This is a genomic window from Kitasatospora sp. NPDC088264 (assembly GCF_040685715.1).
Classification (GTDB): Bacteria; Actinomycetota; Actinomycetes; order Streptomycetales; family Streptomycetaceae; genus Kitasatospora.
On sequence record NZ_JBFBIR010000001.1, the window covers coordinates 24899 to 37874 of the forward strand.

Here is a 12976-nt window from a genome sequence, read left to right on the forward strand (position 1 = left end):
CCCGCTTCCCGGGGCCGGCGCGGGGCCGTAGCCGCGCGCCGCACGGCCCCGGGTGGTGATTTTGACGCGCCATCATCCCGCATGGTGGGCCGTGGTGTTGGCCGATTTTCCGGAACGCGACCGAGCGGTTGCACGAACGCCGCCGAACGCCGCCGCGGACCTCCCCCACCTGCCCGGCCCTGTCCCCTTCGGCCGCGGAGCCGACACCCCCGACGCGTCAGCCCCCGACCGGGCGTCCCCGGGGCTCCTCGGCGATCCGGCGGGCGATCTCGTCCGGCCGCACCGGGCGGCCGAAGTGCCAGCCCTGGGCCCAGTCGCAGCCGATGGTCCGCAGCCGTTCGGCGTCCTTGCGGGTCTCCACGCCCTCGGCGGTGACGGTCAGCCCGAGTGCGTGCGCCATCGACACCAGGCCGCTGACGATCCGCCACCCGGTGGACTCGTCCTTCTCCGGATCGTGCAGGTCTCCGACGAAGGAACCGGCGATCTTCAGCCCGGAGACCGGCAGGTCGCGCAGGTACGCGAGGTTGGACCAGCCGGTGCCGAAGTCGTCCACGGCCAGCGACACGCCGAGGTCCACCAGCCCGTGCAGGGTGCGCAGCGCCTCGTCCTCGGGCCCGACCACGGTCGACTCGGTGATCTCCAGTTGCAGCCTGGCCGGTTCGAGGCCGGTCGTGTCGAGGATCCGGCCGAGGTCGGTGACGAGCGCCGTGCTGCGCGCCTGGCGGACCGCCAGGTTGACGTTCAGCTGCGGCGCGGCGTCGCCGAACCGCTTGACCCAGTCCGCGGCCTGGCCACAGGCCTGCTCCAGCACCCAGCGACCGAGCGGCATGATCAGCCCGGTCTCCTCGGCGGTGGTCACGAACTCGTCCGGGCCGAGGACGCCGAGCTGCGGGTGGCGCCAGCGCACCAGCGCCTCCACCGCGGCCAGCCGGCCGTCCGCCAGCGCGTACAGCGGCTGGTAGTCGATGAAGAACTCGCCCCGGTCGAGGGCGGCCGGCATCCGCACCGACACCGCGTAGCGGCTGACCGCGCGGGCGTTCTCCTTGGGGTCGAACAGCGTCCAGCGGCCGCGGCCGGCCTCCTTGGCCCGGTACAGCGTCAGGTCGGCGGCCCGGACGGCCGCGCCCGGGGTGGTGGTGGACACCCGCCGCTCCAGCACGCCGACGCTCGCGCCCACGGCCAGCTTGTGGTCACCGATCAGCACCGGCCCGGCCAGCGCCTTGAGCACCGTCTTCGCCGCCGCGACGGCCTCCTGCTCGCCCCGGCAGTTCTCCAGCAGCACCACGAACTCGTCGCCGCCGAGCCGGGCCACCAGGTGGCCGAGCGGGTTGAGCGCGGCCTTCAGCCGGGCCGCCACCGCGGACAGCAGCTGGTCCCCGGTGTCGTGGCCGAGGCTGTCGTTGACCACCTTGAAGCCGTCGAGGTCGACGTAGCAGAGGCCGAACCTGGCGCCCGGATCCGGATCCTCGAACAGCTTCTCCAGCCGCTCGAAGAAGGCCGCCCGGTTCGGCAGGCCGGTCAGCGGGTCGTGGGTGGCCTGGTGGCGCAGCCGCTCCTGGAGCCGGTAGCGGTCGGTGACGTCCTCCAGCATCGCGACCTGGTACTGCGGGACGCCGTCGTCGTCGCGGATCAGCGAGACGGTCAGATGGGTCCAGACCACCTCGCCGTCCTGGCGGTAGTACGGCTTGTCGAACTGGAAGTAGTCCCGCTTGCCGCTGATCAGCTCCTCGTACGCCTCCCACACGCCCGGGGTGTCCTCGGGGTGGACGAGATCGCCGACCCGGCGGCCGGTCATGTCCTCCGGGCTCGCGCCGAACAGCTCCTGGAGCGCCTTGTTGACCGCCAGGATGTTGCCGTCGGTGTCGCCGATGCCGATCCCGATGGCGGCGCTCTCGAACAGCGCCCGGAACCGGGCCTCGGAGGCGCGCAGCGCCCGCTCGGCCTCCTTGCGGGCGGTGTCGGCGGCGGTGCGGATCGCCTCCTGCTCCCGCAGCGTGCGCTCGCGCAGGGCGGCGGCCCAGCCGGCCGCGAAGGCGCCGGTCAGGGCCGGGCCGCGGTCGTCGCCGAGCGGCTGCGCCTGGAGCAGCTCCACCGCCCGGGCCAGCACCACCGGGTCGGTGAAGTGCGCGTCGACCAGTTCCGCGCCGGCCTGCTCGGCCAGCCGGGGCTCGAACGGCTCGCCCAGCTGCGCGCGGTGGAGCAGGGCGGCGGTCCGGGCGGTGAGGCGGCCGAGCAGCCCGGGGTGGACGGCCGTGCCGTGGTCGGCGGAAAGCAGTCGCGCCCAGGCCTCGTGGAACCGTTCGGCGCTGCCGGACACCGGGGCGGCGCTCATGCGTCCACCCGGGTGCGCGCGGTCACCGCTGCGGGGTGGCCGGCGCGGGCAGCGGTCCGGGCGGGGGGCGCAGTGGTCCGCGCGGCGGGCACGGCGGGGTGAGCAGTGGTCCGCGCGGCGGGCACGGCGGGGTGAGCAGTGGTCCGCGCGGCGGGCACGGTGGGGTGAGCAGTGGTCCGCGCGGCGGGCACGGTGGGGGGACCGGCGGCCGCTTCGCGGAGCCCGCGGCCGTCGGTCACTCGCCCGATCCGTCCGCTCAAGGGCGGAACCCCACGCCCGCCACCCCGGTCATCCGCTCGGGGTGCTCGCCGACCGTCTCCGGCTGGTCCGGACGCCACTGCGGCAGGTAGACCACGCCCGGTTCGACCAGCTCGAAGCCGGCGAACATCCCGCTGATCTGCTCGTGGGTGCGCATGGTCAGCGGGGTCGGCGTCTTGCGGTAGAGCTCCTGGTGGTCCTCCGCCTGGTCCGGGCGGCCCTCCAGGGAGGCGTGCGAGAGGACCAGCGCGCTGCCGGGCGGGAGCGCGTCACGGAGCGTGCCGATCAGCTTCCACGGGTCCTCGTCGTCGGTGACGAAGTGCGCGACGGCGACCAGCAGGACGGCCACCGGCTCGCCCTGCGCCAGCAGCGCGGCCACCTCGGGGCGGGCCAGCAGGTCGTGGACGTCGCGCAGGTCGGCCTGGACGACCTCGCTGCCGGGGTCGTCCTCCAGCAGCAGGCGGCTGTGCGCGACGGCGACCGGGTCCCGGTCCACGTAGAGGACCGTCGCCTCGGGGCGGATCGCGCGGGCGATCTCGTGCACCGCGCCGAAGGTCGGGATGCCGGAGCCGATGTCCAGGAAGCGGGTGACGCCGCGCTCGGCCAGGTAGGACACGGCCCGCCGCAGGAAGGCCCGGTTGGAGCGCATGATCTGCGGCAGCTCCGGCCACAGGGCCATCGCCTTGCGCGCCATCTCCCGGTCGACCTCGAAGTTGTGCGAGCCCCCCAGGTAGTAGTCGTAGACCCGCGCGGCGTTCGGTTTGTCCAGGTCCGTGCCCTCCGGTACCCAGCTCGGTCGCCGCATGCCTGTGACTCCTTCACTCCGTTTTCCGGGGATGCAGTGCCTCGCGACAACTGCTGTGACAGACGAGACTACAAGCACACAAGATCCTCCCCTGCACCCCGAACGGCTGCAAGCGGAACACCTCCCTCCTGGCATGCGACGTTTACGGAGCGTTCCCCTCCCGTCTCACCGGAACCGGTCCCGCCGACGGCCGGGCCACCGTAGGGCCCGGCTGTCGACGAGGGAACCCGACCGAAACGGGCCGGCTCCGGACCGTGGCGCTCTAGGGTGGGGCGCGTGGACCCCAACCACTACCGCTTCCGGGGCATGTGGCGACTCGCGGCGCCGGCGCCCGACGTGTACGCGGCGCTGGAGGACGTGCGGAGTTACCCGCTGTGGTGGCCCGAGGTCCTCGAAGTCCGGCAGACCGGCGAGGAGTCCGGGGACCTCGTGGTGCGCGCGCTGCTGCCGTACCGGCTGGTGATCCGCCTGGAGGCGCGACGGCGCGACCGGGCCGCCGGAGTGCTGGAGGCGGTCATGCGGGGCGATCTCACCGGGTGGTCACGGTTCACCGTCACCTCGGACGGGCCGGGCAGCCGCGTGCTCTTCGAGGAGGACACCCGCCCCGGCAAACCCCTGCTGCGCCGCCTCGCCCTGCCCCTGCACCCGCTCTTCCGGGCCAACCACGCGGTGATGATGCGCCGGGGGCGGCGGGGGCTGGCGGCACACCTGGGCAGCGGGAGCGGGCCGGCGAACGGGTGACCACGCGGCCGGTGGCGGCCGGCACCCGTCCGGCTCTAGCGTGGCGGCGCACCCCCGACCACCGGAGGCCGTCATGCCCACCACCGCACCGGACGCGTTCGGCTTCGCGGCCCCCTTCGACCGGACCGGGACGGGCAGCAGCAAGTGGGCCCGCGCGGGGGCGCCCGGGGTGATCGCGATGGGCCTGGCGGACATGGACCTGCCCGGACCGCCGGCCGTGGCCGCCGCGCTGGAGCACCGGGCCCGCCACCGCGCGTACGGGTACACGGTGTGCGACCCGGCCGGGCGGGCGCTGGTGGCCCGCTGGTACCGCTCGCGGCACGGCGTCGAGGTGGATCCGGACTGGGTGCTGCTGCTGCCCTGCGGCCCGCGCACCGCCCTGCGCCTGCTGCTGGAGACCGTGCGCCCGCAGGCGCCGGTGCTGTTCCCGACGCCGGAGTGGGGCGGCTTCGCCCAGCTGTGCCGGGCGGCCGGCCTCCCGTACCGGGAACTGCCCCTGACCGCCGGCCCGGACGGCTACCGGCTCCCGGACGGTCCGCTCCCCCACCCGGCCGGAGCCGTCCTGCTGAGCAGCCCGCACAACCCCTCCGCCCGGGTCTGGCCGGCCACCGACCTGCGGGCCCTCGCCGAGCGGGCGGCGGAGGCCGGCGCGCTGCTGGTCTCGGACGAGGTGCACGGCGATCTCACCCACCCCGGGTACGTCCACCCGGTGGCGGTGGCCACCGTCGACGCGGCGCTCCGGCCCCGGGTGGTCACGCTGAACTCGGTCGGCAAGACCTTCAACTGCTCCGGCCTGCCGAGCAGTTTCGCGCTCGTCCCCGATCCGGGCCTGCGCGCCCGGTTCACCGAGGTGCTGGCCGGCTTCGGCCTCTGGGAGGGCGGTCTGCTGGAGCAGACCGTCCAGCGGGCGGCGCTGGCCGAGGGCGGGCCGTGGCTGGACGCGCTGCTCGCCCACCTCGCCGCCGCCCGCGCCCGGCTCACCGGCCGGCTGGGGCCCGCCGTCCGCTCCGCGCCGCAGTCCTCCTACCTGCTCTGGCTGGACGCCGCCGCCCTGGGGCTGCCACCGGACGGGGCCCGCCGGGCGCTGCTGGAGCGCTACGGCCTGGAGGCCTCGGACGGCGCCGAGTTCGGCCCCGGCGGCCGGGGCGCGCTGCGGCTGAACTACGCCCTGCCGGGCCCGGTGCTGGACGCCGTCCTGGAGCGCCTCGACCGGCGGTGACCGAACCACCGGGCCACCCCGCCCGGCAGCCCCGCGCACGTCCCGCCCGGCGCCCCCGCGCACGCCCGGAAAGCCGCCCGGATCCCCGGATTCACCCGATCGCGCCACCCCTGACCTGCAGAAACGAACGTTCACACGATATTTGCGAAGCGCCCCCGCATGCTCCGTAGCAGACTGGGCAGGGTAGTTCGGGCCGCAATCCTGACCCCGAGGATGGTAAGTCCGGTGATACCGACATCCCGCACCACTCCGCCCAACCGGCAGAGCCCCCCAGCGCCCCCGCCGGGGGTGACCCCGCTGACCGAGTCGGGGGCGCTCAGCCACGTGTCGGGCGTCTGCTTCAAGATCGGACCGCCCCGGCTGGTGGGCGTCGAGGTCGAGTGGTTCGTCCACGACGACCGATGTCCCGGCAAGCCCGTCCGACCGGAACTGGTCCACGCCGCACTGGAGTCGCTGCCACTCGGCGGCCCGGACGGAGCCTCGCTCCCCTCCGGCTCGCGGCTCACGCTCGAACCCGGCGGGCAGGTCGAGCTCAGCTCCCCGCCCGCCACCGGCCTCCTGGCCTGCGTCGAGGACACCCGACGCGATCTGACCGCCCTGCGGGCCGCCTTCGCGGCGCAGGGCCTGCGCCTCACCGGCACCGGGACGGACCCGCTGGCCCGCCCCCGCCTGATGGTCCTGGACCACCCCCGCTACCTCGCGATGGAGCGGTTCTTCGACTCCGCCGGCCCCTGGGGCCGGATCATGATGACCGGCACGGCCTCGGTGCAGGTGTGCCTGGACGCCGGCGACGCGGACGGCCCGCACGCGGTGGAGCGCCGCTGGCGACTGACCCACCTGCTCGGCCCGGTCCTGGTCGCCGCCTTCGCCAACTCCCCACTGCTGGACGGCAGGCCGACCGGTCACCGCTCCACCCGGCAGACCGTCTGGTCCCGGATGGACCCGACCCGCACGCTCGCCCCGGAGCCGGACCACGGCGACCCCCGCGAGGCCTGGGCGCAGTACGTGCTGGACGCCGAGGTGCTGTGCGTGCGCCGCCCCGAGGGGCTGCCGTGGACGGCCCCACCCGGCCTGACCTTCCGCGACTGGGTCCGCGGCGGCGGCGAACGCCCGCCCACGCTGGGCGACTTGGACTACCACCGGACCACCCTGTTCCCGCCGGTGCGCCCGCACGGCCACCTGGAGCTGCGCATGATCGACGCCCAGCCCGGGGACGGCTGGGTGGTGCCCACCGCCCTGGTGACCGCGCTGCTGGACGACGTGCCGGCCGCCGAGGCCGCGCTCGCCGCGCTGGAGCCGCTGGGCCGCCCGGACGGTCCGCGCCCGCCGCGCAGCGACGTCTGGCGCCGGGCCGCGACGCTGGCCGTCGCCGATCCCGAGCTGCGCCGCGCCGCCCTGACCTGCTTCGCCGCCGCCGACGCCGCGCTGGGCCGCCTGCCCGGGGCCGGTCGGCTGCGCGCCGCCGTCGCCGACTTCGCCGAGCGCTACCCCGCGCGCGGCCGCTGCCCGGCCGACGACCAGCTGGACGCCCTGCGCTCCGGCACCCGACGCACTCCTCCGGAGGAGGCCGCACCATGACCGACGTCCGCCCCCCTGCCGCCCCGGCGGCGGGCACCGAGGAGTTGCGCGAGACCATCGCGGCCGAGCTGCTGGCCGCCCGCGCCCGCACCGCCGCGCTCACCGACTGCGTCGAGGACGGCGACCTCACCGCCCAGCACTCGCCGTTGATGTCCCCGCTGGTCTGGGACCTGGCGCACATCGGCAACCAGGAGGAACTCTGGCTGCTGCGCAACGTCGGCGGCCGCGACCCGATGCACCCGGAGATCGACCCGCTGTACGACGCCTTCCAGCACCCCCGGGCCGAGCGGCCGAGCCTGCCGCTGCTGGCGCCCGCCGAGGCCCGGGCGTACGCGCACGAGGTGCGCGGCCGGGTGCTGGACCTGCTGGCGGCCAGTCCGCTGGAGGGGGCGCCGCTGCTGGACGCCGGGTTCGCGTTCGGGATGATCGCCCAGCACGAGCAGCAGCACGACGAGACGATGCTGATCACCCATCAGCTCCGCCCGGGGGAGCCTGCGCTGGCCGCTCCCCCGCCGCCGCCCGCCCCGGCGGACGCGGCCGCGCTGCCCGCCGAAGTGCTCGTCCCCGCAGGACCGTTCACGATGGGCACCGACACCGAGCCGTGGGCACTGGACAACGAGCGCCCCGCGCACGTGGTCGAGCTGCCCGCCTTCCTGCTGGACACCACGCCGGTCACCAACGCCGCGTACCAGCGGTTCATCGCGGACGGCGGCTACGACGAGCCGCGCTGGTGGACGCCCGAGGGCTGGGAGCACCGGCGGCGGGCCGACCTGACCGCCCCGCTGTTCTGGCGCCTGGACGGCGGCCAGTGGCTGCGGCGCCGGTTCGGCACGGTGGAGCCCGTCCCGGCGGACGAACCCGTCCTGCACGTCAGCTGGTACGAGGCGGACGCCTACGCCCGGTGGGCCGGACGGCGGCTGCCGACCGAGGCGGAGTGGGAGAAGGCGGCCCGGCACGACCCGGCGAGCGGCCGCTCCCGCCGCTACCCGTGGGGCGACCAGGCCCCCGGAGCCGAGCACGCCAACCTCGGGCAGCGACACCTGCGCCCGGCCCCGGCCGGCGGCTACCCGGCGGGCGAGTCCCCGTACGGCGTACGGCAGTTGATCGGCGACGTGTGGGAGTGGACGGCCAGCGACCTCCGCCCCTACCCCGGGTTCCGGGCCTGGCCCTACCAGGAGTACTCGGAGGTCTTCTTCGGACCGGAGTACAAGGTGCTGCGCGGCGGCTGCTTCGCGGTGGCGCCGGTCGCCTGCCGGGGCACCTTCCGCAACTGGGACTACCCCGTCCGGCGGCAGATCTTCGCCGGGTTCCGCACCGCCCGCGACCTGGAGGTGGCCTGATGTGCCGCCACCTCGCCTACCTGGGTGGGCCGGTGGCGCCACGGGAGCTGCTGGTGCACCCGCCGCACGGCCTGTACCGGCAGTCCTGGGCGCCCCGGGCGCAGCAGTACGGCACGGTCAACGCGGACGGCTTCGGCCTCGGCTGGTACGCGGACGGCGACGAGGTGCCGGCCCGCTACCGCCGGGACGGGCCGATCTGGGCGGACGTCGCGTTCGCCGACCTCGCCCGGGTGATCCGCACCCGGGCGCTGCTGGCGGCGGTCCGCTCCGCCACCGAGGGCTGCGCGGCGGGCGAGAGCGCGGCGGCGCCGTTCGCGGCCGGGCGCTGGCTGTTCAGCCACAACGGCGCGGTGGCGGGCTGGCCGGGCAAGCTGGACGCGCTGGCCGCCCTGCTCCCGCCGGCCGAGCTGCTGGAGCTGGAGGCACGCTCCGACTCGGCGCTGCTGTGGGCCCTGGTCCTGCACCGGCTGCGGGCGGGGGCCGGGCTCGGCGAGGCGCTGGCGGGCACCGTCGCGGACGTCACCGCGCACACCACCGGTCGGCTCAACCTGCTGCTCACCGACGGCCGCACACTCGCCGCGACCGCCTGGGGCGACACCCTGCACCACCGCGACCTGCCCGGGCTCGGCACGGTGGTGGCCTCCGAGCCGTACGACGACGCTCCCGGCTGGACGGCCGTCCCGGACGGCTCGCTGGTGGTGGTCGACGAGCGCGGCGTCACCGTCCGTCAGCTCCTCGGCCGCTACTGATCCTCCACCGCCCCTTCATCTTCTGAACAGAGGACCCACCCTGTCATGGACACATTTGATCTCACCCGGCTGCTGCCCGCCGACCACTTCAGCAGCGCGCTGCGCCACGACGTGCAGCACGGCCTGACCTCCGAACCCAAGTGGCTGCCGCCGAAGTGGTTCTACGACGCGCGGGGCAGCGAGCTGTTCGAGGAGATCACCCGGCTGCCGGAGTACTACCCGACCCGCGCCGAGCGGGCCATCCTGACCGCCCGGGCCGGCGAGATCGCCGCCGCCACCGGGGCCCGCACGCTGGTCGAGCTGGGCTCCGGCTCCTCCGAGAAGACCCGGCTGCTGCTGGACGCGCTGCGCGCGCTCGGCACCCTGGAGACGTACGTCCCGGTGGACGTCAGCGAGAGCGCGCTGACCGCCGCCGGCGTCGCGCTCGCCGCCGAGTACCCCGGGCTCGCCGTGCACGGCGTGCTGGCCGACTTCACCGCCCGGCTCGGCCTGCCCCCGGAGGGCGGCCCCCGACTGGTCGCCTTCCTCGGCGGCACCCTGGGCAACCTGCTGCCCGAGGAGCGGGCGGCCTTCCTGCGCGGGCTGCGCGCCTCCCTCGACCCGGGCGACTTCCTGCTGCTCGGCACCGACCTGGTCAAGGACCCGTCGGTGCTGGTCGCCGCCTACGACGACGCGGCCGGGGTGACCGCCGAGTTCAACCTCAACGTGCTCAACGTGCTCAACCGCGAGCTGGGCGCCGACTTCGACCCGACCGCGTTCGCGCACGTCGCGCGGTGGGACCCGGACCGGGAGTGGATCGAGATGCGGCTGCGCTCGCTGCGCGCGCAGACCGTGAAGATCCCGGCACTGAACCTGCCGGTGCACTTCGACCGGGGCGAGGAACTGCGCACCGAGGTGTCCGCCAAGTTCCGCCGGGAGCGGGTGTCCGCCGAGCTGGCGGCGGCCGGGCTGCGGCTGAGCCACTGGTGGACGGACGAGGAGGGCCGGTTCGGGCTGTCACTGTCCGCCCCGGCGTAGGGACGGTCGGCGCAGCTGAATTTGCTTGTTCACCTTACGAATCCTCAGAGCAAAAATTGAGGTTTCCGGTGTACAAGACTTAAACGAATAAGGGTTACGATCTCGGCTACCGAGCTCAGCGTTGAGTACCAGGAGTCAAGATCGTGAGCGTCACCAAGCAGCCCTCCGGGGCGGTCGAGGCCTCAGCGCCCGGCCGCCTCGGCTTCGTCGTCTTCATCACCGCCGCCGCAGCCCTCGGCGGGTTCCTGTTCGGCTACGACAGTTCCGTGATCAACGGCGCCGTCTCCGGGATCCAGGAGAAGTTCGGCGTCGGCGACGGCGTGACCGGTCTGATCGTCTCCTCCGCCCTGCTGGGCTCGGCGATCGGCGCCGCACTGGCCGGCCGGTTCGCCGACCGCTACGGCCGCATCAAGGTCATGAAGGCGGGCGCGCTGCTGTTCGCGGTCAGCGCGATCGGCTCGATGCTCCCCTTCGCCGCCTGGGACCTCGCCTTCTGGCGCGTGCTCGGCGGCGCGGCCATCGGCATCGCCTCGGTGATCGCCCCGACCTACATCGCCGAGGTCGCGCCCACCAAGTACCGGGGCCGACTGGCCTCCTTCCAGCAGGCCGCGATCGTGCTCGGCATCGCGATCTCCCAGCTGGTCAACTGGCTGCTGGCGAACGCGGCCGGCGGCGACACCCGCGGCCAGCTGCTCGGCCTGGAGGCCTGGCAGTGGATGCTCGGCATCTGCGTCGTCCCGGCCGCGGTCTACTTCACCCTCGCCTCGGTGATCCCCGAGTCCCCGCGCTACCTGATCCAGGCCGGCCGGCTGGACGACGCCCGCGCCGTGCTCGCCCAGGTCGAGGGCCAGGACGTCGACACCGACGCCCGGATCGCCGAGGTCCAGGGGCTGATCGCCTCCGACCACCGCCCGCGCTTCGGCGACCTGCTCGGCGGGCGCTTCGGCCTGCTGCCGATCGTCTGGGTCGGCATCGGCCTGTCGGTCTTCCAGCAGCTGGTCGGCATCAACGTGATCTTCTACTACTCGTCGATCCTGTGGCAGTCGGTCGGCATCGACCAGAGCAACTCGCTGCTGATCAGCTTCGTCGGCTCGGTCATCAACATCCTCGGCACCGTGGTCGCGATCCTGCTGGTGGACCGGATCGGCCGCAAGCCGCTCGCCCTGATCGGCTCGGCCGGCATGGCCGTCGCGCTCGGCGCGGCCGGCTGGGCGTTCTCCTCCGCCACCGGCAGCGGCGACAACGTCACGCTGCCCGACCTCCAGGGCACCGTCGCGCTGGTCGCCGCCAACGCCTTCGTGCTGTTCTTCGCGATGTCCTGGGGCGTGGTCGTCTGGGTGATGCTCGGCGAGATGTTCCCGAACCGCATCCGGGCCGCCGCGCTGTCCGTCGCCGCCTCCGCGCAGTGGATCGCCAACTGGGCGATCACCGTGTCGTTCCCGTCGATGTCGCGCTGGAACCTGTCGGCGACCTACCTGGTGTACGCGGCGTTCGCGGCGCTGTCGATCGTCTTCGTGGCGAAGTTCATGAAGGAGACCAAGGGCGTCCGGCTGGAGGACATGGGCTGATCCGACAGTCCGACCATCGACCCCCGCACCCTAGCGCGATCAGCGCGGGTGCGGGGGCCGAATCGTTCACTCCCTGCGGCGGCCCGGACACCTCCGGTACTCCTGTTCGCCAGGAGGGATGTGTCCTTGATCTTCAACCGGCTCCGCGCCCGCAGACCAGCCGCCACCGCCACCGCCACCGCCACCGCCGGCTGCCCGTACGCCCACACCCACGCCCCGGCCGCGGCCTGGCCGTCGCCCCCGCCGTCGTCCCCGCCGCCGTTCACCGACCCGGAGCAGGCCGCCGAGTTCATCCGCCGCTTCCATCACGAGCAGCCCGCCACCGGGGCCCCGGACACCCGGATACGGGCCGTCCTCGACGAGATCGAGCGCACCGGCAGCTACGAGCACACCCCCGCCGAACTCGCCTACGGCGCCAAGCTCGCCTGGCGCAACGCCGCCCGCTGCATCGGCCGGCTGTACTGGCGCAGTCTGGTGGTGCGCGACCTGCGCCACCTCGGCTCGGCCGATGACATCGCCGCCGAGTGCTTCGAGCACCTGCGGCTGGCCGGCAACGGCGGACGGATCCGCCCGGTGGTCTCGGTGTTCGCCCCCGACCGCCCGGGCCGCCCGGCCGCCCGCATCGTCAACCAGCAGCTGGTCCGCTACGCCGGCCACCGGGTCGGCGACGCCGTCGTCGGCGACCCGGCCGGCACCGAACTCGCCGCCCGCGCCCGCGACCTCGGCTGGAAGTGCGCCGAGGACCGCTTCGAGGTGCTGCCGCTGCTCGTCCAGGAACACCCCGGCGAGCGCCCGCACTGGTACGAGCTGCCGGACGACACCGCCCTGGAGGTACCGCTCACCCACCCCGCGTACGAGTGGTTCGCCGGCCTGGGCCTGCGCTGGTACGCGGTGCCCGCGATCAGCGACATGACGCTGGAGATCGGCGGCGTCCGCTACCCGGCCGCGCCCTTCAACGGCTGGTACATGGGCACCGAGATCGGCGCCCGCAACCTCGCCGACGCCGACCGCTACGACCTGCTCGGCACCGTCGCCGAGCGCCTGGGCCTGGACACCTCCAGCGCGCGCACGCTCTGGCGCGACCGCGCGCTGATCGAACTCAACATCGCGGTGCTGCACTCCTTCCAGGAGGCCGGAGTGACGATCGCCGACCACCACACCGAGTCCGAACGCTTCCTCCGGCACGTCGCCCAGGAGAAGCGGCTCGGCCGGCCGACCCCGGCGGACTGGAGCTGGATCGTGCCCCCGGTCTCCGGCGGGCTCACGCCCGTCTACCACCGGTACTACGACCCGGTGGACCCGTCGCTGCGGCCGGCCTTCCTGCCGCGCGAGCCCTGGTGAGGCGGCGGGGGAGGAAACGGCGGAAACA

10 protein-coding genes are annotated in these 12976 nt (G+C 74.4%); 8 read left to right on the plus strand and 2 right to left on the minus strand.

Translation table 11 applies throughout. The annotated features are described in order from the left end of the window. Positions 1–217: 217 nt before the first annotated feature. Positions 218–2332, minus strand: a complete 2115-nt coding sequence (locus AB0O82_RS00085) for an EAL domain-containing protein (RefSeq protein WP_363579135.1) — start codon at positions 2330–2332, stop codon at positions 218–220. Positions 2333–2588: 256 nt separating this feature from the next. Next, the gene (locus tag AB0O82_RS00090; RefSeq protein WP_363579137.1) at positions 2589–3395 is read right to left on the minus strand and encodes an SAM-dependent methyltransferase; all 807 of its coding nucleotides are present in this window, start codon (positions 3393–3395) and stop codon (positions 2589–2591) included. Positions 3396–3671: 276 nt separating this feature from the next. Here AB0O82_RS00090 and AB0O82_RS00095 point away from each other — a divergent pair, with 276 nt between their 5' ends. From AB0O82_RS00095 to AB0O82_RS00130, 8 genes are all read left to right on the plus strand, one after another. After that, on the plus strand, positions 3672–4136 hold the full coding sequence (locus tag AB0O82_RS00095; RefSeq protein WP_363579139.1) for an SRPBCC family protein: 465 nt from the start codon (positions 3672–3674) through the stop codon (positions 4134–4136). A 73-nt stretch (positions 4137–4209) separates the two neighbouring features. Further along, positions 4210–5355, plus strand: a complete 1146-nt coding sequence (locus AB0O82_RS00100) for an aminotransferase class I/II-fold pyridoxal phosphate-dependent enzyme (protein ID WP_363579141.1) — start codon at positions 4210–4212, stop codon at positions 5353–5355. Positions 5356–5643: 288 nt separating this feature from the next. Next, positions 5644–6933, plus strand: coding sequence for an ergothioneine biosynthesis glutamate--cysteine ligase EgtA (gene egtA, locus AB0O82_RS00105; RefSeq protein WP_363579142.1), 1290 nt, complete (start codon positions 5644–5646; stop codon positions 6931–6933). Then, complete coding sequence (gene egtB, locus AB0O82_RS00110; protein ID WP_363579144.1) at positions 6930–8273, plus strand: ergothioneine biosynthesis protein EgtB; 1344 nt, start codon at positions 6930–6932, stop codon at positions 8271–8273. Before egtA ends, egtB begins: the two co-directional genes overlap by 4 nt. After that, positions 8273–9022, plus strand: coding sequence for an ergothioneine biosynthesis protein EgtC (egtC, locus tag AB0O82_RS00115; RefSeq protein WP_363579146.1), 750 nt, complete (start codon positions 8273–8275; stop codon positions 9020–9022). Before egtB ends, egtC begins: the two co-directional genes overlap by 1 nt. Before the next feature lie 45 nt (positions 9023–9067). Further along, complete coding sequence (gene egtD, locus AB0O82_RS00120) at positions 9068–10039, plus strand: L-histidine N(alpha)-methyltransferase (protein ID WP_363579148.1); 972 nt, start codon at positions 9068–9070, stop codon at positions 10037–10039. A gap of 143 nt (positions 10040–10182) precedes the next feature. Next, positions 10183–11607 (plus strand): sugar porter family MFS transporter, encoded by a 1425-nt coding sequence (locus AB0O82_RS00125; protein WP_363579150.1) that lies wholly within the window; start codon positions 10183–10185, stop codon positions 11605–11607. A gap of 120 nt (positions 11608–11727) precedes the next feature. After that, positions 11728–12948 carry a nitric oxide synthase oxygenase gene (locus AB0O82_RS00130; RefSeq protein WP_363579151.1) on the plus strand — a complete coding sequence of 407 codons (1221 nt, stop codon included), beginning with the start codon at positions 11728–11730 and terminating at the stop codon, positions 12946–12948. The last annotated feature ends 28 nt before the right edge of the window (positions 12949–12976 follow it).

Coding starts and splice junctions, on each gene's coding strand:
- egtC (WP_363579146.1), top strand. CDS start 8,273: ATGTGCCGCCACCTCGCCTACCTGGGTGGGCCGGTGGCGCCACGGGAG.
- egtD (WP_363579148.1), top strand. CDS start 9,068: ATGGACACATTTGATCTCACCCGGCTGCTGCCCGCCGACCACTTCAGC.
- AB0O82_RS00085 (WP_363579135.1), bottom strand. CDS start 2,332: ATGAGCGCCGCCCCGGTGTCCGGCAGCGCCGAACGGTTCCACGAGGCC.
- egtB (WP_363579144.1), top strand. CDS start 6,930: ATGACCGACGTCCGCCCCCCTGCCGCCCCGGCGGCGGGCACCGAGGAG.
- AB0O82_RS00100 (WP_363579141.1), top strand. CDS start 4,210: ATGCCCACCACCGCACCGGACGCGTTCGGCTTCGCGGCCCCCTTCGAC.
- AB0O82_RS00090 (WP_363579137.1), bottom strand. CDS start 3,395: ATGCGGCGACCGAGCTGGGTACCGGAGGGCACGGACCTGGACAAACCG.